A 21,157-nucleotide genomic window follows, 5' to 3' on the forward strand; every position below is an offset into this window, starting at 1 on the left:
CCGCCGCTTTCCTGACCGTTGCGCGCGCGGCAAGCCACGCCGCATGTCTGCCGTCTGCCGTCTGCCGTCTGCCGTCTGCCGTCTGCCGTCTGCCGTCTGCCGTCTGCCGTCTGCCGCTCGTCGATCGTCGCTCGTCACCCCCGTTTTCATCGCCGGCCGCCCCGCACGCCGCACGATTTTTTCTACTGGGGTGCATGACTCGGACGTCGTCATCTGCGGGCATTTCCGGGCATTCGAACCGAACCGTTCCGAGCCGCGCCGATCTGCGCCGAACTCCCGTCCGGCAAGGCTTTGCGGCGCTTGTAACCCCTAGTGCATCGGCGCGCGGAACACGCTAATCTCAGCGCGTTTTTGTGTTTCGCGTGTCCGCATGCCGGCGGACACGACCGCATTCCCCTCGCGCGAGCGCACCGCACACGATGCCGCGCCGCGCGTTACGTTCCGGAGCCGTTTTGAGTACGCAAGCAACCGACGCCTGGGTTGCGCGCAGCCTGCGCGCGGTCTGGCACCCCTGCACCCAGATGAAGCATCACGAGCGGCTGCCGCTGATCCCGGTCGCGCGCGGCAAAGGCCCGTGGCTGTACGACAGCGACGGCCGCCGCTACCTCGACGCGATCAGCTCGTGGTGGGTCAACCTGTTCGGCCATGCGAACCCGGACATCAACGCGGCGCTGAAGGACCAGCTCGACACGCTCGAGCACGCGATGCTCGCCGGCTGCACGCACGCGCCGGCGGTCGAGCTGGCCGAGCGGCTGTCCGCGCTCACCGCGCACACGCTCGGTCATGCGTTCTTCGCGTCGGACGGCGCATCCGCCGTCGAGATCGCGCTGAAGATGAGCTTTCACGCATGGCGCAATCGCGGCCACGCGGACAAGCGCGAATTCGTCTGCGTCGCGAACGGCTACCACGGCGAGACGATCGGCGCGCTCGGCGTCACCGACGTCGCGCTGTTCAAGGATGCCTACGATCCGCTGATCCGCCACGCGCACGTGGTCGCGTCGCCCGATGCGCGCCAGGCGCTGCCCGGCGAGACGGCGGCCGACGTCGCGGGCCGCGCGCTTGCCGATGTGCGTCGCCTGTTCGCCGAGCGCGCCGCGCACATCGCCGCGCTGATCGTCGAGCCGCTCGTGCAGTGCGCGGCCGGCATGGCGATGCACGATCCGTCGTATGTGCGCGGCCTGCGCGCGCTGTGCGACGAATTCGGCGTGCACCTGATCGCCGACGAGATCGCGGTCGGCTGCGGCCGCACCGGCACGTTCTTCGCATGCGAGCAGGCCGGCGTGTGGCCGGACTTCCTGTGCCTGTCGAAGGGCATCAGCGGCGGCTACCTGCCGCTGTCGCTCGTGCTGTCGCGCGACGACATCTTCGCCGCGTTCTACGACGACGACACCGCGCGCGGCTTCCTGCATTCGCACTCGTACACCGGCAACCCGCTCGCGTGCCGCGCGGCGCTCGCGACGCTCGACCTGTTCGCGCGCGACGACGTGCTCGCGAGCAACGCGCGCAAGTCGGCGCGGATGCGCGACGCGCTCGCGCCGCTCGCCGGGCACCCCCAGGTGCGCCATCTGCGCGAGCGCGGCACGCTGTTCGCGTTCGACGTCGCGCTCGACGGCGACGCCGCGCGCGGCTTCTCGCGCCGCTTCTTCGAGCACGCGCTCGAACGCGAGCTGCTGCTGCGCCCGATCGGCACCACCGTCTACCTGATGCCACCCTACATCCTCGACGATACGGAGATTGCGTGGCTCGCGGCCCGCACGCGCGACACCCTCGACGCGACGCTCGCGGAGGTTGGCCGATGAACCTGCTCGACACCCTGCAGCGCGGCCTCGCAGAGCTCGACGCGCACGGCCTGCGCCGCGTGCGCCGCACCGCCGACACCGCGTGCGACGCGCACATGACGGTCGACGGCCGCGAGATCGTCGGCTTCGCGAGCAACGACTACCTTGGCCTGGCCGCGCATCCGGCGCTCGTCGCCGCGTTCGCCGACGGCGCGCAGCGCTACGGCTCCGGCAGCGGCGGCTCGCACTTGCTCGGCGGCCATTCGCGCGCGCACGCACGGCTCGAGGACGAACTCGCCGCGTTCGCGGGCGGCTTCTCCGACGCGCCGCGCGCGCTGTACTTCAGCACCGGCTACATGGCGAACCTCGCCGCGCTCACCGCGCTCACCGGCAAGGACGCGACGATCTTCTCCGATGCGCTCAACCACGCGTCGCTGATCGACGGCGCGCGCCTGTCGCGCGCGAACGTGCAGGTCTATCCGCACGCGGACATCGCGGCGCTCGGCGCGCTGCTCGACGCCTCCGACGCGCGCACCAAGCTGATCGTCAGCGACACCGTGTTCAGCATGGACGGCGACCTCGCGCCGCTCGCCGAGCTGGTCGCGCTCGCGGAACGCCACGGCGCGTGGCTCGTCGTCGACGACGCGCACGGCTTCGGCGTGCTCGGCCCGCAAGGGCGCGGCGCGCTCGCGGCCGCCGCGCTGCGCTCGCCGCATCTCGTCTACGTCGGCACGCTCGGCAAGGCGGCGGGCGTCTCGGGCGCGTTCGTCGTCGCGCACGAGACCGTGATCGAATGGCTGATCCAGCGCGCGCGCAGCTACATCTTCACGACGGCGTCGCCGCCGGCGGTCGCGCATGCGGTGTCGGCGAGCCTCGCCGTCATCGGCGGCGACGAAGGCGACGCGCGCCGCGCGCATCTGGCCGCACTGATCGAGCGCACCCGCGCGCTGCTGCGCAAGACGCGCTGGCAGCCGGTCGATTCGCACACCGCCGTGCAGCCGCTCGTGATCGGCAGCAACGACGCGACGCTCGCCGCGATGCGCGCGCTCGACGCGCACGGCCTGTGGGTGCCCGCGATCCGGCCGCCGACGGTGCCGGCCGGCACGTCGCGGCTGCGGATCTCGCTGTCGGCCGCGCATTCGTTCGACGATCTCGCGCGGCTCGAAGCCGCGCTGATCGAGGCCAGCGAAACCAGCGAGGCCGCCCGATGAGCGCGCCGCTTTCGCTGTTCGTCACCGGCACCGACACCGAGATCGGCAAGACCTTCGTGTCCGCCGCGCTGCTGCACGGCTTCGCACACGCCGGCCTGCGCGCCGCCGCGATGAAACCCATCGCTGCCGGCGCATTCCTGCGCGACGGCGTGTGGCACAACGAAGACGCCGACCAGCTCGACGCCGCCGCCAACGTCGCGCTGCCGCCCGAGGTGCGCACGCCGTTCCTGCTCAAGGCGCCGGCCGCACCGCACCTCGCCGCCGCGCAGGACGGCGTCGCGCTCGACATCGACACGATCGTCGCGTGCCACCGCGACGCGATGCGGCGCGCGGACGTCGTGGTCGTCGAAGGCGTCGGCGGCTTCCGCGTGCCGCTCGACGGCACCCGCGACACCGCCGATCTCGCGGTCGCGCTCGGCCTGCCCGTGGTGCTCGTGGTCGGCGTGCGGCTCGGCTGCATCAGCCACGCGCTGCTGACCGCCGACGCGATCGCCGCGCGCGGCCTGCCGCTCGCCGGCTGGATCGCGAACCACGTCGATCCGGCGATGTCGTTCGCCGACGAGAACGTCGACACCATCCGCGACTGGCTCGCGCGCGAGCACCGCGCGCCGCTCATCGGCCGCATCGCGCACATGACGCCGCCCGCGCCCGAATCCGCCGCGGCGATGCTCGACATCGCCGCCCTCGTCAACACGCTGCGCGCCGCGCGGCGTTGATTTCACCGCTTTCCCGTATCCAGGATGACCGCTATGACCCAAGCCCAGAATGCCGCCACGACGACGCCCGACGCCACGCCGGTCGCCGCGCCCACCGCGCCGCGCTGGCGCGTCGCCGACGTGGTGGCGCTCTTCGCCCTGCCGTTCAACGATCTGCTGTTCCGCGCGCAGCAAGTGCACCGCGAGCACTTCGACGCGAACGCCGTGCAGCTGTCGACGCTGCTGTCGATCAAGACGGGCGGCTGCGAGGAAGACTGCGGCTACTGCTCCCAATCGTCGCATCACGACACCGGCCTGAAGGCGGAGAAGCTGATGGACGTCGACGCGGTGCTCGACGCCGCGCGCGCCGCGAAGGCGAGCGGCGCGAGCCGATTCTGCATGGGCGCCGCCTGGCGCAACCCAAAGGAACGGCACATGGAGCCGCTCGCCGCGATGGTTCGCGGCGTGAAGGAAATGGGTCTCGAGACCTGCATGACGCTCGGCATGCTGGAAGACGCGCAAGCGCAGCAGCTCGCCGACGCCGGCCTCGACTACTACAACCACAACCTCGACACGTCGCCCGAGTTCTACGGCCAGATCATCTCGACGCGCAGCTACCAGGAACGCCTCGACACGCTCGACCGCGTGCGTGACGCGGGCATCAACGTGTGCTGCGGCGGCATCATCGGCATGGGCGAATCGCGCCGCGAACGCGCCGGCCTGATCGCGCAGCTCGCGAACCTGAATCCGTATCCGGACTCGGTGCCGATCAACAACCTGGTTGCAATCGAAGGCACGCCGCTCGAGAACGTCGAGCCGCTCGATCCGTTCGAGTTCGTCCGCACGATCGCTGTCGCGCGGATCACGATGCCGAAGGCGATGGTGCGGCTGTCCGCCGGCCGCGAGCAGCTCGACGACGCGATGCAGGCGCTGTGCTTCCTCGCCGGCGCGAACTCGATGTTCTACGGCGACCAGCTGCTGACGACCAGCAACCCGCAGACCGAGCGCGACCGCAACCTGTTCGCGCGGCTCGGCATCAACGCGAGCCAGTCGGAGCAGCCCGGCGCGGCGTCGTAATGCCCGCGCGGCGCGCGCATCCCCCTGCGCACGCCGCTTTCCCGCCAGGGCCGGGACGCACCCGGCCCCGCGGGATGGCCAGCCCGATGCCTGCCCGGCGCCGTGCGCGTCGCCCGCATCGGCGGGCTCACCGTCGCTCGCGGTGGCCGGTCATGCGGCCGCGTTCGGCATCGCGTCGGTATCCGGCCAATCGATGTCGCCGCACAGCACGCGCAGCGAATCGCCGATCCGCAACGCGATCGACAGCGTCACGCACGGCTGCGCCTCGTTGATCGACAGATAGGGCCGGGTCACCTGCACGCGGCCCGGCTCGCTGATCGCCCCGCGGAAATACGGCCGCCGCAGCCAGTTCGCGCCCTGCGCGTCCGCGAGCGGCAGGAAGCGTGCCTCGCGCACTGCGCGATCGGCGCGCAGCACGACGTTGCGGCCCGCCTGCCGCCCGTGCGCGTCGAGCAGGAAGCAGCGCGCCGCGTCGTCGAGCGCAAGGAAATTCCAGCACACCTCGTCGAGCGCCTCGCCGGCCGCGAGCCGCTCCGCCGCGCGCTGGAACGCGCGCAGATACGGCGCGAGACGTTGCGCGTCGCGCCGCTCGCGCGCTTCCGCCTGCACGCGGAACCGCTCGGTCAGCTCGCCGATGCTGGTGCTCGCCGCCGCGCCATCCGGCAGGCCCGGCGCCGGACGGCCGAAGAAATAGCCCTGCACGAAATCGGCCTCGCACGACAGCGCGATCTGCGCCTCGTGCTCGGTCTCGATCCCTTCGAGCAGCACCAGCTTGCCCGCCTCGTGCAGCAGCGTGACCAGCCCGTGCAGGATCGCCGTCAGCCCGTCGCGGTGCGCGGCCTGCGACAGCATGATCCGGTCGAGCTTCACGATGTCCGGATTCAGGTGCCAGACCCGCTCGATGTTCGAGTGACCGGCGCCGAAATCGTCGAGCGCGATCAGAAAGCCCTGTGCGCGGAATTCGCGCACCGCGTCGGCCAGCCGCTCGATATCGTCGGCGCGCTGCTCCAGCACTTCGAGCACGATCCGTCGCGGCGGCATGCCGAGCCGCTTCAGGTTCGCCATCAGTGCCGCCGCCTGGAACGGATCGGTCAGCACGCCCGGATGCACGTTGAGGAACAGCCACTCGCGCTCCGCGCCGAGCAGCGCGAAATTCTCGAGATGCAGCGCCTGCGCGAGCCGGTCGAGCTGCAGCAGCTCGCCGTGGCGCGCGGCCTCGCCGAACACGTCGAGCGGCGACACCGGCCGGTCGAGCGTGTCGTGCGCGCGCAGCAGCGCTTCGTAGCCGACCGCACGCTGGTGCGACAAGCTGAAAATCGGCTGGAACACGCTCGTGAGCGTCAGGTCGTGGTGCTGCGTCGCGAGGCGCTCGAACCCGGACGTCACCTCGCGCTCGAATCGATACGGCGACGCGGTGACGGGACGCTCGTGTTGCGCGGTCGTCATAACGGCCCTCCTCCTGATACCGGCGGACGCGGCGGCTGACGAACAAGGCGTCTCGCAGTGTTTCATTGATCTACCCTCGGTCTTTTCATCTTCGTTGCCGTCAGGGTTAAGCAAGCTCCGTGCGCGGTCGAGGCACGGCCGTGCGCGGCCCGCGCGTGGCCTGCGCACCGTCGTCGGGCACGCCGCGCGCACCACTTCGGTGCAGACGCACCGCGGCGCTTGGCGTCATGCATCGGCACAGCACGCTAAACTCGTCCGATCGTTTCATTTGCCGACCGCCGTATCGATGGAAATCGTCTTCACTGTCCTGATCCTGCTGCTCACCGTCGCGCTGTCGGGAGCGCTGACCCGCGTGCTGCCGTGGCAGCCGCCGCTGCCGCTGATGCAGATCGCGTTCGGCGCGATCCTCGCGTGGCCGAAGTTCAACCTGCACGTGGCGTTCGACCCCGAGATCTTCATGCTGCTGTTCATTCCGCCGCTGCTGTTCGCGGACGGCTGGCGGATTCCGAAGCGCGAGCTGTACCTGCAGCGCCGCGCGATCCTGATGCTCGCGTTCGGTCTCGTGTTCATCACGGTACTCGCGGTCGGCTACTTCGCGCATTGGCTGATTCCCGAGTTGCCGCTGTCCGTCGCGTTCGCGCTGGCCGCGGTGCTGTCGCCGACCGACGCGGTCGCGCTGTCGGGCATCGCCGGAAAGGGGCGGATCCCGCCGCAGCTGATGCACATCCTCGAAGGCGAGGCGCTGATGAACGACGCGTCCGGCCTCGTCGCGCTGAAGTTCGCGGTCGCGGCCGCGCTCACCGGCATGTTCTCGATACGCGACGCATCGGTGACGTTCCTGATCGTCGCCGCGGGCGGGCTCGCGACGGGCGCGGCGGTCGCGTGGCTGTTCAGCGCGCTGTCGACGCGCTTCCTGAACGCCGAGCAGGAAGGCGACCCGGCGCCCGGTATCGTGATGACGCTGCTCGTGCCGTTCGCCGCGTACCTGTTCGCCGAGCATCTGGACCTGTCCGGCGTGCTGGCCGCGGTGTCGGCCGGGATGATGATGAATTACACCAGCTTCTCCCGCAAAAGCACCGTCGCCGCGCGGGTGCGCGCGGAGAGCACGTGGGCGATGATCGAGTTCGTGTTCAACGGCATGGTGTTCATCATGCTCGGGCTGCAGCTGCCGCACATCATCGGCCGCGCGCTCGTCGACGCGCATCACACGAGCGACGCGCTGGTCGGCATGATGATCGTCCACGTGCTCGCGATCATGAGCGCGCTCTATGCGATCCGCTTCGTCTGGGTATGGCTGCTGCGCTGGTTCGCGAGCCGCCGCGCGGCGCGCCAGGGGCTGGCCGGCACGATGGCCGGGGTGCGCACGATCGCGGTGATGACGGTCGGCGGCGTGCGCGGCGCGGTGACGCTCGCCGGCGTGCTGTCAATCCCGGTCGCGCTGAGCGACGGCGCGCCGCTCGCCGGGCGCGACACCGCGATCTTCGTCGCGTCGGGCGTGATCGTCGGCTCGCTGCTGGTGGCCGTCGTCGGCCTGCCGATGCTGCTGCGCGGCGTGCGCTCGACGCGCAATCCGCTCGCCGAGGAAGAGCGCGCCGCGCGCGCGGCCGCCGCGCAGTCGGCGATCCGCGCGGTCGATTCGGCGCACGACGCGATCGCCACCGATCTCGACGAAACGGGCGCCGCGCGCTGCGCGGACGTCGCCGCGCGCGTGATGGACCTGTACCGCCGCCGCCTCGCCGCGCTCGCCGACGGCGGCGCGACGCCGCGCACGCAGGCGAAGCTGGCGGAGTCGATGGAGCTGCAGATGCGGATCGCCGCGCTGCGCGCGGAGCGCACGGTGCTGTACCGGATGCGCGGCGAGCACAAGATCAGCGACGAGACCCTCACCAAGCTGATCCGCGAGATCGACCTGTCGGAAACGGCGCTGTCCACGCGCAAGAAAGGGCTGGTCTGACGCGCGGCGCGCGCGCATGTGAAAACGGCGACGCCCGCCGAAGCGAGCGCCGCCGTTTTCCATTCGGGTGCCAGTGCCCGTTCACGCCGGCAACGGGCTTGTGCTGGCCGCCGCGCTACTTCGCGACGACGACCGGGATGCCCTTCAGCGTCCCCGCGCCCTTCACCTCGTCGAGCGCATGCTGCACCGCCGCACTCGTCGCAGCGTCGATGCCGAGCTGCATCGCCAGCTCGCGCTCCGCGCGCTTCACGCCCGCGAGGTTGCGCAGCTTCACGTGGCCGAAGCCGCGCACGCGCGCATGCAGCTCGGCGAGCTGCGCGACGCGTGCCGCGTTGTCCGCCGTCAGCACCGCCAGCGCGCGGCCCAGGGTCGCCTCGTAGTCGTCGGCGAGCGCGCGCTCCATCTTGCGCTCGACGGTACCGCCGAACGGATCGAGCCAGGTGCCGCGCAGGCCGCGCACGCGCGCCAGCACCCCGAACACCGGCCACATCCACTGGCCGAACACGCGCTTCTTCGGCGCGCCGCCGTCGCGGCCCGCCTTCGCGAGCGCGGGCGGCGCCAGATTGAACTTCACGCGGTAATCCTGGCCGGGCGTGCCCTCGAATTGCGCTTCGAGCGCGGTGCGGAACGCGCCGTCGCTGTACAGGCGCGCGACTTCGTATTCGTCCTTGACCGCGAGCAGCCGGTAGAACGTCGCCGCGACCGCGCGCGTGAGTGCATCGTCGCCCTTCGCGCGCGCCGCCGACACCAGCGCGCGGTAGCGCGCTGCGTAGCGCGCGCCGCCGTATTCGGCAAGACGCGCCTCGCGGTCGGCGATCAGCTCGCCGAGCGTCTCGGCCGCCACCGCCGCAGGCGCCGCATGGCGCGCGTTCCAGAGCGCGTCGAGCGCCGCCGGGTCGCCCGCGGCCATCCGGCCGATCGAAAACGCGAGCTTGTTCATCGGCACCGCGACGTTGTTCAGCTCGATCGCGCGCATCATCGCCTCGAGCGACACCGGCACGAGGCCGAGCTGCCATGCGAAACCGAGCATCAGGATGTTCGCGCCGATCGTGTCGCCGAGGTACTTCGCGGCGAGCGCCTGCGCGTCGCAACTCGACAGGAAGCGCTCGCCCGCCGCGTGTCGCATCTTCGCGAGCAGCGCATCCGCGTGCAGGTTCGCATCCGGGTTCTGCACGAACGACGCGTTCGGGATCGCGTGCGTGTTGACGACGATCCGCGTGCGTTCGTGGCGCACCGTCTGCAGCGCATCCGCGCTCGCGCCGACGACCATGTCGCACGCGAGCAGCACGTCCGCCTGCTGCGTGTCGATCCGCACCTGATTGAGCCATTCGTCGCGCGCGGCGACCCGCACGAACGACAGCACCGAGCCGCCCTTCTGCGCGAAGCCCATGAAGTCGAGCACCGACGCGCTCTTGCCTTCGAGGTGCGCGGCCATGCTGATCAGCGCGCCGACCGTCACGACGCCCGTGCCGCCGACGCCCGTCACCAGCATGTCGAACGGCGCCGCGTCGAGATGCGTGGCCGGCAGCGGCAGCGCGCCGACGCGCGCGGCGAGCGCCGCCTCGTCGAACGCCGCGCCCGCGGCCTTCTTCAGCGCCGCGCCTTCCACCGTCACGAAGCTCGGGCAGAAGCCGTTCACGCACGAGAAATCCTTGTTGCACGACGACTGGTCGATCCGGCGCTTGCGCCCGAGCGGCGTCTCGAGCGGCTCGACCGACAGGCAGTTCGACTGCACGCCGCAGTCGCCGCAGCCCTCGCACACCGCGTCGTTGATGAACAGGCGCTTGTCCGGGTCGGGGAACTCGCCCTTCTTGCGGCGGCGGCGCTTCTCCGCCGCGCAGGTCTGGTCGTAGATCAGCACGGTGACACCCGGCGTTTCGCGCAACTCGCGCTGCACAGCATCGAGCTCGCTGCGGTGGTGGAACGTCGTGCCCTTCGGAAACAGGTCGTGATGGCCGTCGTACTTCTGCGGCTCGTCGGACACCACGACGAAGCGCGACACGCCTTCCGCCTCGACCTGCCGCGCGATCTGCGGCACCGAGATGCTGCCGTCGACCGGCTGGCCGCCCGTCATCGCGACCGCGTCGTTGTACAGGATCTTGTAGGTGATGTTCGCCTTCGCGGCCACCGCCTGGCGGATCGCGAGGATGCCCGAGTGGAAATAGGTGCCGTCGCCGAGGTTCTGGAACACGTGGCGCATGTTCGTGAACATCGAATGCGCGGCCCAGTCGACGCCTTCGCCACCCATCTGGATCAGGCCGGTGGTGTCGCGCTCCATCCACGACGCCATGAAGTGGCAGCCGATGCCGGCCTGCGCGATCGAGCCTTCCGGCACCTTCGTCGACGTGTTGTGCGGGCAGCCCGAGCAGAAATACGGCGTGCGGCGCACCGCGTCCGCCTCGTTCGACAGGATCTGCGGCGCGACCAGATCGACGACGCGCGCGCGGCGGTCGAGCGCCGGCTTGTGGCGCGCGAGCCACGCGGCGAACACCGGCAGGATCCGCGACGGCCGCAGCTCGCCGAGATCGGACAGCAGGCACGCGCCGTCGGCGTCGTGCTTGCCGAGCACGCGTGGGCGTGCGCCGTCGGCGCGGTTGTACAGGTAGTCCTTGATCTGCTGCTCGATCACCGGGCCTTTCTCTTCGATCACGAGCACTTCGGAGAGACCGTCGACGAAGGTTTCGATGCGCGTCATCTCGAGCGGATACGACAGGCCGACCTTGTAGATCCGCACGCCGGCCGCTTCGAGATCGGCGACGGTGAGATCGAGGCGGCGCAGCGCTTCCATCAGGTCGAGGTGCGCCTTGCCGCAGGTGACGATGCCGACGTTCGCGTGCGCGGCGGGCGCGATCCACTTGTCGATGCTGTGGGTGCGCGCGAAGTGGCGCACCGCGTCGAGCTTCGCCGCGAGGCGCGCTTCGATCGACAGGCTCGGCAGATCGGGCCAGCGGTTGTGCAGGCCGCCCGCAGGCGGCGTATAGCCGGCCGGCGCGGGCCACTGCGTCTGCAACGCGTCGAGATCGACGGTCGAGCCGGATTCGACCGTCTCGGAGATCGCCTTGAAGCCGACCCACGCGCCCGAGAAGCGCGACAGCGCCCAGCCGTACAGGCCGAATTCGAGCATGTCGGCGATGTTCGACGGATTCACGACCGGCATGTGCCACGCCATCATCGCGAAGTCGCTCTGATGCGGCATCGACGACGACACGCAGCCGTGATCGTCGCCCGCGACGACCAGCACGCCGCCGTGCTGCGACGAGCCGTAGGCGTTGCCGTGCTTCAGCGCGTCGGCCGCGCGATCGACGCCCGGCCCCTTGCCGTACCACATCGCGTACACGCCATCGACGGTGCGCTCCGGATCGGCCTCGACACGCTGCGTGCCGAGCACCGCGGTGCCGCCCAGTTCCTCGTTGATCGCCGGCATGAAGCGCACGCCGCCGGCATCGAGCAGCTTCTTCGCCTTCCACAGCTGCTGGTCGACCATGCCGAGCGGCGAGCCGCGATAGCCGCTGACGAAGCCGGCCGTGTTCAGGCCCTGCGCGGCATCGGCCGCGCGCTGCATCAGCAGCAGGCGCACCAGCGCTTGCGTGCCGGTGAGGAAGATCCGGCCGCGCGTCGCGGTGAGGTTGTCGGTCAGACGATAGGCGGATAGAGCGGGCGTGCCGTCGACGGGCAGGCGGGCGGTCATGGGGAAGTCTCCTGATTATGCTGTTCTGGGGCTGCCGTGGCGGGCGGCGCGGTGCGCCGCTGCGCGCCCTTTGCGGGGGCAGCCGGATGGTCTCTATTTTTTAGCGCCGCGCGGAGAATGTTTTTTTCTTATCTTGCTCGAATGCGCGGCCAGCGAGAAGAACCATGCAGCGTTTACGGCCGGATTGAGGAGAATTTCGCGCACCCCGGCGGCGCATCGTCGATCGGGCGCACGACGCCCTGGCCGCCGCGCGACGAATCGGCGCACGTCATCGCACGAGGGTCGGCGCCCCTGTCCGCGCGGCGGCGCATCGAGTACGCTGGAAGATCACTCGACCGTGCGGAGGCGTGATGAAACTCTATTACTGGCCGAAGACCCGGGCGTTCCGGGCGCTCTGGATGCTGGAGGAGATCGGCACGCAGTACGAACTGGTGCCGATCGACCTGCGTGCGAACGAACAAGGCAGCGACGCGTTCACGCGCGTCAATCCGATGGCGAAGCTGCCCGCGCTCGACGACGGCGGCGTGCCGTTCGCCGAATCCGGCGCGGTGCTGCTGTATCTCGCCGACCGCTTTCCCGGCACACGCCTCGGCATTGCGCCCGGCGATCCGCTGCGCGGCCGGTTCCTGCAATGGCTGTTCTTCACACCGTCGTGCGTCGAGCCGGCGATGGCGGAGAAATTCACCGGCGCGTCAGGCAACCCGGTCGCGTTCGGCTGGGGCGACATCGCGCGCGTGCAGCGCGCGCTCGTTCAGACCCTCGCCGATACGCCGTGGCTCGTCGGCGGCCATTTCACCGCCGCCGACCTGCTGCTCGCGAGCACGCTGAAGGTCGCGTTCGACGCGCACCTGCTGCCGCACGAGGGCGTGCTTGGCGAGTACGTCGCGCGCGCGGAGGACCGCGACGGCTACCGCCGCGCGATGGAGATCGAGCGGCGCGAAGCGGAGCGGTTGCTGCATCACGCGTGAGGAGGCGGCTGCGTCACGCGTGAGGGCCGCTTTCGTGGTGCGTGCCGGGTGCGGTGGCCGCACCGGCTGCGGTGGCCGCACCGGCTGCGGTGGCCGCACCGGCTGCGGTGGCCGCACCGGCTGCGGTGGCTGCGGTGGCTGCGGTGGCTGCGGTGGCTGCGGTGGCTGCGGTGGCTGCGGTGGCTGCGGTCGCGACCGGAGCCGGCGTGTCGCACGAGGGCGCGGTGTCGGGCGCGGTCGCGCCCGGCACGCCGGTATCTGCATCGTCCCCGACCGGCTCGATGTCGTGAAAGCGCGTGTAGTCGATGTGCGCGACGCCGTCTTCTTCGTGCATCAGATCGACGTAGCGGTGAGACCAGCGAATGTCGCCGTGCGCCCATGTGTAGCGCGCCTGCATCACCTGCGACGTCGTCTCGTCCGAGCCTTCGATCGTGATCAGCAACTGCGCGTCGCACGCGGCGAGCGATTCGGCGGTGTCGCCGGCCAGCGGGCTCGTTTCGTCGATCACGTGCATCAGGTTCCAGCCGAGCAGGAAGACCGGATGCTCGCTGCGTACGAGCGCAAGGTCATGGATCTTGCGCAGCGTATAGCCTTCCCGCGTGCCCTCGACGCGCATCAGCCGCAGCTTCGCGCGCGCCTCGGCGATCACGTTCTGGCGCGCGTTCGCGACCCGCACCATCAGCGTCATCCGGCCGTTCAGCGGCCGAACGATCGCACTGCGCGCGAACAGGAACTTCGCGCGCGGCCGCGAGAAGCGCGCGAACACGAGCCCCGTGGCCAGCGCGATCCCCGACATCCCGATGAAGATCTCGAACGTCGCGACCAGGTGCGCGTACACCGTCTGCGGGTGCATGTCGCCGTAGCCGACGGTGGCGAGCGTCTCGACGCTGAAGAAGAACGCGCCGCCGAACCCGCCCGGCGCCAGGTTCGCGATCGGCGCGGTGCCGAGCATGTACAGGCTCGCGAAGAGTCCGTTGATGACGAGGAACATCACCGCGAGCGACAGGAAGAACGCCGGCCAGCTGACCGTCAGCGCATGGTGGTACAGGTCGCGCCAGCCGAGCGGCGGCATGCCGTACGCGACCACGTGGCGGGTGCCCGACCAGATCGTGCGGCCTCGGCCTCGGGGTGGAAGGGGGGAAGGATCGACGTTCATCGCGCATCGCTGCAGACGGGAAGCGACGAGCGTAGCACGGGGGATGCGGGGCGGGAATGCGCCGAGGCGCGCGATGAAAGGCCGACGGCGCGCGCCGCCGGCCTTCGGCGTGTCACTTCCGGTCGACGACCACCCGGTCGAACGTCCCGCCATCCGCGAAGTGCGTCTTCTGCGCGTTCGCCCAGCTGCCGAACACCTGTTCGACGCTGAACGTCTTCAGCGGCTTGAACTCCGCCGCATGCTTCTTCAGCACGTTCGGATCGCGCGGACGCAGATGGTGCTGCGCGATGATCTCCTGCGCGGCCGGCGTGTACAGATACTCGAGGTACGCCTGCGCGACCTTCCGCGTGCCCTTCTTGTCGACCACCTTGTCGACGACCGCCACCGGCGGCTCGGCGAGAATGCTCGCCGACGGATACACCGCGTCGAACTGCGCGCCCGACGCGCCGGTGTCCATCAGCGCGACCTCGTTTTCGAACGTGACGAGCACGTCGCCGATGCCGCGCTGCGTGAACGTCGTCGTCGCGCCGCGGCCGCCGGAGTCGAGCACCGGCACGTTGCGCAGGATCGCCTTCTCGAAATCGAGCGCCTGCTGGTCGGTCGCGCCCTTCAGCTTCTGGTAGCCCCACGCGGCCAGGTACGCGTAGCGGCCATTGCCCGACGTCTTCGGGTTGGCGATGATCACCTGCACGCCCGGCTTCGCGAGATCGCTCCAGTCCCTGATCTGCTTCGGGTTGCCCTTTCGGACGAGGAACACCATCGTCGTCGAGTACGGCGAGCTGTTGTCCGGCAGCCGCGCGCGCCAGTCCTTCGGCAGCAGCTGGCCGCGCTCGGCGAGCAGGTCGATGTCGTTCGGCTGGTTCATCGTCACGACGTCGGCCTGCAGCCCCTGCAGCACCGACAGCGCCTGCGCGCTCGACGCGCCGTGCGACTGCCTGACCGTCACGGTCTCGCTCGTCTTCTGCTTGTACGCGGCGACGAAGCTCGCGTTGATGTCCTTGTACAGCTCGCGCGTCACGTCGTACGAGACGTTCAGCAGCGACGTGTCGGCCCGCGCGGCCCCGGCCGCGACCAGCAGCGCGGCCGCCGCGCCCGTCAGCAGACGGCGGCCGATCCCCTTCGTATGTTTCATCTGATATGTCCTGCCTAGAGTGATGGATTCGTGACGGCGGTGCGCCGTGTCATGCAAACGTAAGCGGAAATTCTAGCGGCCGATCGGGCCGGGCCTTCCAATCTGTCGTGGAAAGCAAAGGAGGAAATCTGCTTAGGGCCCGTTTGAAAATTCAAGGATGAGCGGTTCTGCGTAGCAACCTACCCATCACGACATGGGTCGTGGCCTCGGACACATCGGCGCGTTGCTCATAGTCGCGCACCAGACGACGCCAGCGAACCATCCAGCCGAAGGCACGCTCGATGCACCCAGTGCGTCGATATTTTCCACCAAAGCCCAATAACTCATCCAATGGGATGGCACCTTCCTGGAATTCCAACGGGCTAGCTTCCCTAGCCCAATGGAATATCATCATAACAAAGCGATGCAATCTGCCACCGCCCCTCTGAAATAAGCCACAGCTCGAAGAATCGATACTTTCCTACGACCTCTCCCTTTCTGGAAAACGTAGCCGACCCAAACACGGTTGACCAACCCGAAAAATCACGAATTTCCTCTATAGACTCATTAAAATCAAGGTCACCAGCCAATCCAAATAATGAGGCCGATCGACTTCTCTCCATGACCGCCAATTGCTCACGCCTCGACATTACCTTATCCCCTCTTCTCACAAAAAAGAAAGGAGACTCAAGATACGAGAGCCAGTCAAGCAACCCCTTCCGATAAGAATCGATCCAGACCGCCCTTACATCCAGCAGCGAATACTCATTATTCATATTGCGCCAGAACATCCAACTCGTCAGACAAGTTAAGCATCTTTTGCTCGATGACCGCCTTTGCTGCTGCCAGTCCTTCGTTGTACGCTTGAGCCCGAACCAATTTATATAACTTCTCGGCGAGAGGTATGACCTCCATATTTCCAACAACAACGTCTATCTCACTCGAAAGAAGATCGCGAACCTTCGACGAGAACTTAACCATGTCAAATTTTTCAGAAGCCACATAACCCCCGATGTTTAGAAAATAAAATTTTTGCATCCTCCGATGAAGACTCACCCATACGCAACACAGCCCCCACCCACTTCTTAAATAAGGTCTTTTATGACATAAAAGAAAAGCTCACATTGATCGATTACGACTGCGCAACCACGCAGCATCGCCCGGCAAATAATTTCAGGAATAACCCACCCTTGCCACCCCCCTCTTCTGCCGACTCAGGAGTTGCGGATCGCCTCCAAAAATTGGCGACAAAGTCATTCATTATTCAATACAAATCAATGGTGTAATGACAATACTGGTGCGTCTATAAGAAAAGTACGAAAATTGCGGCGCTGCGGAATTAGCATAGAGCGTTCACGTGAAACGTCATGAGGATTCAACGCTTGTGAGCTAGGCGGTTGGCATACACGTGGTGAGTCGAATTCGTTCGGCTCGAACGGTTCGCCCGCGCCTCACGTGCTGCTCACGCCATGCGCCGCCGGTCGCGTGCCATCCCGTCATCTCATCTCACACACTGCCGCCGGGAATGCTAAGATCCCCGTTCAGCCCCTTTCCCGGTTCATCCATGTCCGCTCACCTGCGCTCGCTCCCGCTCATTGCCGCCGTCGCGGCAGGCGCGCGCGCGGCCGGGCTGAAACTCAAAAAACGGCTCCTCGACTGACGGGGATGTCGCGTCCCGTCAGGCGATCGCCGGACGGGATGCACGCAGGTTCGTTTTTTCTTCCTCGCTCGCACGCCTCGCTCCGGCAATCCGCCGGCGGAACGGTTTCCCACCATCCGTATCCACCATGAGGCTCAACATGCATACACGTTTCGAAGGAATCTGGCTGCCGATCGTCACGCCGTTCCATCACGGCGAAGTCGACCACGCGGCGCTCGCCCGGCTCGCGCGCCACTACGCGCAGGTCGGCATCGCCGGCTTCATCGCCGGCGCGACGACGGGCGAAGGCGCGCTGCTCGATCCGCACGAACAGGACGCGGTCTTCGCGACGCTGCGCGACGCGGTGCCGGATCACCCGATCGTGCTCGGGCTGACGGCCAGCGCGACGCACATGGCCGCCGCGCGTGCGCGCGAGCTCGCCGCGCTGCGCCCCGACGGCCTGCTCGCGACTCCGCCGGTCTACGTGCGTCCGACGCAGGACGGCATCCGGCGGCACATCGAAGCGATCGTCGAAGCGTCGGACCTGCCGCTCATCGTCTACAACATCCCGTACCGCACCGGCGTGAACGTCGAACTGGACACGCTCGGCGCGCTCGCGCGCGACCCGCGCGTCGCGGGCGTCAAGGAGTGCGGCGGGAGCATCGACCGGATGATGCGGCTCGTCCACGACACGCCGCTGCGGGTGTTCTCCGGCGACGACAACCAGAACTTCGCCGCCCTGTGCGCGGGCGCGCACGGCACGATCGCGAGCAGCGCGCACGTGCTGCCGGAGTGGCACGTGCGCATCTACGCGTTGCTGCGCGATGGCGAGTTTGCAGCCGCGCGGCGTCTCGCCGCGGCGTTGCAGCCGCTCGTCGCGGATCTGTTCGCGGAGCCGAACCCCGCGCCCGTCAAGGCGCTGCTCGCCGCGCAAGGCTGGTTCGACGATGGCCTGCGCCTGCCGTTCGTGCCGGCGAGCGATGCGCTGCGCGCGCGGCTCGTCGCGCACGTTGCCGCGCTGCGGCGTGAGGAAGACAGCGGCACGCCGGCCTGAGCGGCGCGGCGGACGGGTTGCGCGAACCGGACGATTCGATCGGTTCGTTCGGCCCGCTGCAACGCCTGCCTCACACGCAGGACGCTGCCGCGGCCTCATGCGCGTAACGCTGACGCGGCATCCCGCGAGCACGCTGGAGGCGCGAATCCGGCAAGGGACAAGCGCGGCCACGCGGCTGCCCGATGGGGCACCGCGGCGACCCACTCCCCGCGTTCAGATCACCGCCGTGAGCGCCTGAAGAGGCCCCGACACGCCGCCCCATTCCTCCGCGTCGTCGCGAAACCGCAGCGGCGCCGCGCAATGGACGAGCGTATCGACGAAATACTTCGCACGCGGCCACGGCCCGAAGCCGGCCGCGGTGTTGATGTGTCCCGCGTCGCCGAGGTTGACGAACGCGCTGCCGAGCCGCTGCGCGAGCGTGCGCGCGTCGGCGAGCGGCATCCACGGATCGCTTTCACTGCCGATCAGGATCGACGGCACGCCCAGACGCCGCGCGTCGAACGGCCCGGCGAACGTGAACTTGGCCGGACTGGCCGGCGCGACGAACAGCACGCCGACGATGTCGCCCGCGTGCGGCCACTGCGCGAGCGCGTGCGCGGCAGCGAGGCAGCCGAAGCTGTGCGCGGCGAGCACGAACGGCCCGCGCTCGCGTTCGACGAGCGCGCGCACCGACTGCGCCCAGCGCGCCAGGTGCGGTGCATCCCAATCGTCCTGCTCGACACGCAGCGAGCGCGAATACTGCCGCTCGAGCCAGCTTTGCCAGTGCGCCCCCTCGCTGCCGTGCAGGCCGGGGACGGTCACAAGCCGCGGCGGCCAGGCCGATTTGCTGCATGCGCGCATGATTGCCCTCGCTACCAGGATGACTGGGAACGATTGTGACGCGCGGCGCGCGGCGGCCGAACCAATTTATTGTGCTTTGCATTTCGGCGGGCGACGGGGCAATCCGCCACGGCACCGTAAACCCGTAGAATGAGGTCTTCATTCAGGAGACGCCCGATGCCCGCTATGCCCACCGGCGCGCTGCGCCCGTTCCATCTCGCCTTCCCCGTGTCGAGCCTCGCCGACGCGCGCGCGTTCTACGGCGAGCTGCTCGGGTGCCCCGAAGGGCGCAGTTCCTCTCACTGGGTCGATTTCGACTTCTTCGGGCACCAGCTCGTCGCGCACCTCGCGCCGGACGAAACCGGCAGGAGCGCGGTCAACCCGGTCGACGGCGACGACGTGCCGGTGCGCCATTTCGGCGTCGTGCTGTCGATGGACGAATGGCACGCGCTCGCCGACAAGCTGAAGGCCGCGCAGATCCGCTTCGTGATCGAGCCGCACCTCCGCTTCAAGGGCGAAGTCGGCGAGCAGGCGACGATGTTCTTCCTCGATCCGTGCGGCAACGCACTCGAATTCAAGGCCTTCGCCGATATCGGCCAGCTGTTCGCGAAGTGACCGGCATGAAGGTCCTGTTCTACTCGCCTTACCAGGAAGCCGACGCATGGCGCGCCGAGCTCGCGCAGGCGCTGCCCGACGCCGAGCTGCGCGCCTGGCAGCCGGGCGACGCGGCCGCCGCCGATTACGCGCTCGTGTGGCGCGCGCCGCGTGAACTGTTCGCGCCGCGCGACGGCCTGCGCGCGATATTCAATCTCGGCGCGGGCGTCGACGCGCTGCTCGCGCTCGAACGCGCGCATCCCGGCACGCTGCCGCCGCGCGTGCCGCTGGTGCGCCTCGAAGATTCCGGCATGGCGCAGCAAATGGTCGAATATGTGACGCACGCAGTGCTGCGCTACCTGCGCCGCTTCGACGAATACGAAGCGCTGCAGCGCGCGCGCCGCTGGCAGGTGCTGGAGCCGCATCCGCGCGCGACCTTCACCGTCGGCGTACTCGGTCTCGGCGTGCTCGGCGCGCAGGTCGCGCGCGCGCTCGCCGCACTCGGCCTGCCGGTGCGCGGCTACAGCCGCAGCCCGAAACGGATCGACGGCATCGCGACCTATGCGGGCGACGCGGAATTCGACGCATTCGTCGACGGCGTGAAGGTGCTCGTCAACCTGCTGCCGAGCACGCCCGACACCGACGGCCTGCTCGACGCGCGCACCTTCGCGCGTCTCGCACCGGGCGCGTACCTGATCAACGTCGCGCGCGGCGCACATCTCGTCGACGCCGACCTGCTCGACGCGCTCGCGAGCGGCCGCATCGCCGCCGCGACGCTCGACGTGTTCCGGCACGAGCCGCTGCCGGACGATCATCCGTTCTGGCGCACGCCGCGCATCACGATCACGCCGCACTGCTCGGCGGAAACGCTGCGCGCCGAGGCGATCGAGCAGATCGCGGGCAAGATTCGCGCGCTCGAGCGCGGCGAGCCGGTCAGCGGCGTCGTCGACATCGCGCGCGGCTACTGAATTCCATGCATTCCAAAAACAGGAGACAACCATGACGTTCCCCTCAGCCGTGAAGATTGTCGAAGTCGGCCCGCGCGACGGCCTGCAGAACGAGAAGACCTTCGTGCCGACCGACGTGAAGATCGCGCTGGTCGACCGCCTGTCGCGCGCCGGCTTCCGCAACATCGAGGCGGCATCGTTCGTGTCGCCGAAATGGGTGCCGCAGATGGCCGACGGCGCCGACGTGATGGCCGGCATCGAACGGCGCGAGGGGACGATCTACTCGGTGCTCACGCCGAACCTGAAAGGCTTCGAGAATGCGCTCGCCGCGCGCGCGGACGAAGTCGTGATCTTCGGCGCGGCGAGCGAAGCGTTCTCGCAGCGCAACATCAACTGCGGCATCGCCGAGAGCATCGCGCGCTTCGAGCCGGTCGCGAAGGCCGCGAAGGACGCGGGCCTGCGGCTGCGCGGCAGCGTGTCGTGCGCGCTCGGCTGCCCGTACCAGGGCGAAGTGCCGGTCGCGTCGGTGGTCGACGTCGTCGAGCGCTTCGCGGCGCTCGGCTGCGACGAGATCGACATCGCCGACACGATCGGCGTCGGCACGCCGCGCCGCACGCGCGAAGTGCTCGCCGCCGTCACGCGCGTGTTTCCGCGCGAGCGGCTGTCCGGGCACTTCCACGACACCTACGGGCAGGCGCTCGCGAACATCTACGCGGCGCTGTTCGAAGGCATCGAGATCTTCCACGCGTCGGTCGCGGGCCTCGGCGGCTGCCCGTACGCGAAGGGCGCGACCGGCAACGTCGCGACCGAGGACGTGCTGTACCTGCTGCAGGGGCTCGGCATCGACACCGGCGTCGATCTCGCGCAGGTCGTCGCGGCCGGCGAGTTCATCTCGAACGCGATCGGCCGCGCGAACGCGTCGCGTGCGGGCCGCGCGCTGATCGCGAAAGCGCAAAGCGCGGCCGACGCACAGCCTTGCGTCTGACGCTCGCGCATCGCACTTTCAACGGATACCAGAAC

The 21,157-nt window shown here is 68.8% G+C and carries 16 protein-coding genes and 2 pseudogenes; 10 read left to right on the forward strand and 8 right to left on the reverse strand.

Features of this window, described 5'->3' with window-relative positions:
• Window positions 1-452: 452 nt before the first annotated feature.
• From bioA to bioB, 4 genes are read left to right on the forward strand one after another with little or no spacing between them, the layout of a single operon-like run.
• Window positions 453-1,799: an adenosylmethionine--8-amino-7-oxononanoate transaminase gene (bioA, locus tag LIG30_RS18525; protein ID WP_038714293.1), complete on the forward strand. Its 1,347-nt coding sequence runs from the start codon at window positions 453-455 to the stop codon at window positions 1,797-1,799.
• The gene (gene bioF / locus LIG30_RS18530; RefSeq protein ID WP_038714296.1) at window positions 1,796-2,989 is read left to right on the forward strand and encodes an 8-amino-7-oxononanoate synthase; all 1,194 of its coding nucleotides are present in this window, start codon (window positions 1,796-1,798) and stop codon (window positions 2,987-2,989) included. Before bioA ends, bioF begins: the two co-directional genes overlap by 4 nt.
• Complete coding sequence (gene bioD, locus LIG30_RS18535) at window positions 2,986-3,705, forward strand: dethiobiotin synthase (protein WP_038714300.1); 720 nt, start codon at window positions 2,986-2,988, stop codon at window positions 3,703-3,705. The genes bioF and bioD overlap by 4 nt, the downstream gene beginning before the upstream one ends.
• Window positions 3,706-3,738: 33 nt before the next feature.
• Entirely contained in the window at window positions 3,739-4,761 is a 1,023-nt protein-coding gene (gene bioB, locus LIG30_RS18540; RefSeq protein WP_038714303.1) for a biotin synthase BioB, read from the forward strand.
• Between the two features lie 150 nt (window positions 4,762-4,911).
• On the opposite strand, the gene LIG30_RS18545 is transcribed toward bioB, so the two are convergent.
• The gene (locus LIG30_RS18545) at window positions 4,912-6,207 is read right to left on the reverse strand and encodes a sensor domain-containing phosphodiesterase (RefSeq protein WP_038714304.1); all 1,296 of its coding nucleotides are present in this window, start codon (window positions 6,205-6,207) and stop codon (window positions 4,912-4,914) included.
• Window positions 6,208-6,493: 286 nt separating this feature from the next.
• Between LIG30_RS18545 and LIG30_RS18550 the strand changes: the two genes are divergently transcribed.
• Window positions 6,494-8,161 (forward strand): Na+/H+ antiporter, encoded by a 1,668-nt coding sequence (locus LIG30_RS18550; protein ID WP_038714305.1) that lies wholly within the window; start codon window positions 6,494-6,496, stop codon window positions 8,159-8,161.
• Between the two features lie 115 nt (window positions 8,162-8,276).
• Here the strand turns inward: LIG30_RS18550 and LIG30_RS18555 are convergent, their stop codons facing one another.
• Window positions 8,277-11,849 carry an indolepyruvate ferredoxin oxidoreductase family protein gene (locus LIG30_RS18555; RefSeq protein ID WP_038714307.1) on the reverse strand — a complete coding sequence of 1,191 codons (3,573 nt, stop codon included), beginning with the start codon at window positions 11,847-11,849 and terminating at the stop codon, window positions 8,277-8,279.
• A 350-nt stretch (window positions 11,850-12,199) separates the two neighbouring features.
• On the opposite strand from LIG30_RS18555, the gene LIG30_RS18560 reads away from it, so the two are divergent.
• The gene (locus LIG30_RS18560) at window positions 12,200-12,817 is read left to right on the forward strand and encodes a glutathione S-transferase family protein (protein ID WP_038714362.1); all 618 of its coding nucleotides are present in this window, start codon (window positions 12,200-12,202) and stop codon (window positions 12,815-12,817) included.
• A gap of 190 nt (window positions 12,818-13,007) precedes the next feature.
• Here the strand turns inward: LIG30_RS18560 and LIG30_RS18565 are convergent.
• The 5 genes and pseudogenes from LIG30_RS18565 to LIG30_RS18575 form a co-directional block, all read right to left on the reverse strand.
• Window positions 13,008-13,973: pseudogene (locus tag LIG30_RS18565) on the reverse strand (ion channel); the annotation flags it as partial.
• 112 nt (window positions 13,974-14,085) lie between these two features.
• Entirely contained in the window at window positions 14,086-15,105 is a 1,020-nt protein-coding gene (locus LIG30_RS18570) for a sulfate ABC transporter substrate-binding protein (RefSeq protein WP_038714309.1), read from the reverse strand.
• 151 nt (window positions 15,106-15,256) lie between these two features.
• Window positions 15,257-15,400 (reverse strand): annotated as a pseudogene (locus tag LIG30_RS26535) (IS5/IS1182 family transposase); the annotation flags it as partial.
• Window positions 15,401-15,476: 76 nt separating this feature from the next.
• Window positions 15,477-15,875 carry a hypothetical protein gene (locus LIG30_RS26540; protein WP_152986150.1) on the reverse strand — a complete coding sequence of 133 codons (399 nt, stop codon included), beginning with the start codon at window positions 15,873-15,875 and terminating at the stop codon, window positions 15,477-15,479.
• Window positions 15,853-16,122 (reverse strand): DUF2164 family protein, encoded by a 270-nt coding sequence (locus tag LIG30_RS18575; RefSeq protein ID WP_051995091.1) that lies wholly within the window; start codon window positions 16,120-16,122, stop codon window positions 15,853-15,855. The genes LIG30_RS26540 and LIG30_RS18575 overlap by 23 nt, the downstream gene beginning before the upstream one ends.
• 761 nt (window positions 16,123-16,883) lie before the next feature.
• On the opposite strand from LIG30_RS18575, the gene dapA reads away from it, so the two are divergent.
• Window positions 16,884-17,777, forward strand: coding sequence for a 4-hydroxy-tetrahydrodipicolinate synthase (gene dapA, locus LIG30_RS18580; RefSeq protein ID WP_038714366.1), 894 nt, complete (start codon window positions 16,884-16,886; stop codon window positions 17,775-17,777).
• 213 nt (window positions 17,778-17,990) lie between these two features.
• Here dapA and LIG30_RS18585 read toward each other — a convergent pair whose 3' ends face one another.
• Entirely contained in the window at window positions 17,991-18,617 is a 627-nt protein-coding gene (locus tag LIG30_RS18585) for an RBBP9/YdeN family alpha/beta hydrolase (RefSeq protein WP_038714312.1), read from the reverse strand.
• 156 nt (window positions 18,618-18,773) lie between these two features.
• On the opposite strand from LIG30_RS18585, the gene LIG30_RS18590 reads away from it, so the two are divergent.
• From LIG30_RS18590 to LIG30_RS18600, 3 genes are read left to right on the forward strand one after another with little or no spacing between them, the layout of a single operon-like run.
• Entirely contained in the window at window positions 18,774-19,211 is a 438-nt protein-coding gene (locus tag LIG30_RS18590) for a VOC family protein (RefSeq protein ID WP_038714313.1), read from the forward strand.
• Between the two features lie 5 nt (window positions 19,212-19,216).
• Window positions 19,217-20,158, forward strand: a complete 942-nt coding sequence (locus tag LIG30_RS18595; RefSeq protein ID WP_038714369.1) for a 2-hydroxyacid dehydrogenase — start codon at window positions 19,217-19,219, stop codon at window positions 20,156-20,158.
• 31 nt (window positions 20,159-20,189) lie between these two features.
• Complete coding sequence (locus LIG30_RS18600) at window positions 20,190-21,122, forward strand: hydroxymethylglutaryl-CoA lyase (protein ID WP_038714315.1); 933 nt, start codon at window positions 20,190-20,192, stop codon at window positions 21,120-21,122.
• Window positions 21,123-21,157: the final 35 nt, after the last annotated feature.

It is taken from the genome of Burkholderia sp. lig30 (assembly GCF_000687455.2).
Taxonomy (GTDB): Bacteria; Pseudomonadota; Gammaproteobacteria; order Burkholderiales; family Burkholderiaceae; genus Burkholderia.

Coding starts and splice junctions, on each gene's coding strand:
- LIG30_RS18590 (WP_038714313.1), top strand. CDS start 18,774: ATGCCCGCTATGCCCACCGGCGCGCTGCGCCCGTTCCATCTCGCCTTC.
- LIG30_RS18550 (WP_038714305.1), top strand. CDS start 6,494: ATGGAAATCGTCTTCACTGTCCTGATCCTGCTGCTCACCGTCGCGCTG.
- LIG30_RS18545 (WP_038714304.1), bottom strand. CDS start 6,207: ATGACGACCGCGCAACACGAGCGTCCCGTCACCGCGTCGCCGTATCGA.
- LIG30_RS18560 (WP_038714362.1), top strand. CDS start 12,200: ATGAAACTCTATTACTGGCCGAAGACCCGGGCGTTCCGGGCGCTCTGG.
- dapA (WP_038714366.1), top strand. CDS start 16,884: ATGCATACACGTTTCGAAGGAATCTGGCTGCCGATCGTCACGCCGTTC.
- LIG30_RS18585 (WP_038714312.1), bottom strand. CDS start 18,617: ATGCGCGCATGCAGCAAATCGGCCTGGCCGCCGCGGCTTGTGACCGTC.
- LIG30_RS18600 (WP_038714315.1), top strand. CDS start 20,190: ATGACGTTCCCCTCAGCCGTGAAGATTGTCGAAGTCGGCCCGCGCGAC.
- LIG30_RS18555 (WP_038714307.1), bottom strand. CDS start 11,849: ATGACCGCCCGCCTGCCCGTCGACGGCACGCCCGCTCTATCCGCCTAT.
- LIG30_RS18575 (WP_051995091.1), bottom strand. CDS start 16,122: ATGCAAAAATTTTATTTTCTAAACATCGGGGGTTATGTGGCTTCTGAA.
- LIG30_RS18595 (WP_038714369.1), top strand. CDS start 19,217: ATGAAGGTCCTGTTCTACTCGCCTTACCAGGAAGCCGACGCATGGCGC.
- LIG30_RS18570 (WP_038714309.1), bottom strand. CDS start 15,105: ATGAAACATACGAAGGGGATCGGCCGCCGTCTGCTGACGGGCGCGGCG.
- LIG30_RS26540 (WP_152986150.1), bottom strand. CDS start 15,875: ATGTTCTGGCGCAATATGAATAATGAGTATTCGCTGCTGGATGTAAGG.
- bioB (WP_038714303.1), top strand. CDS start 3,739: ATGACCCAAGCCCAGAATGCCGCCACGACGACGCCCGACGCCACGCCG.
- bioF (WP_038714296.1), top strand. CDS start 1,796: ATGAACCTGCTCGACACCCTGCAGCGCGGCCTCGCAGAGCTCGACGCG.
- bioD (WP_038714300.1), top strand. CDS start 2,986: ATGAGCGCGCCGCTTTCGCTGTTCGTCACCGGCACCGACACCGAGATC.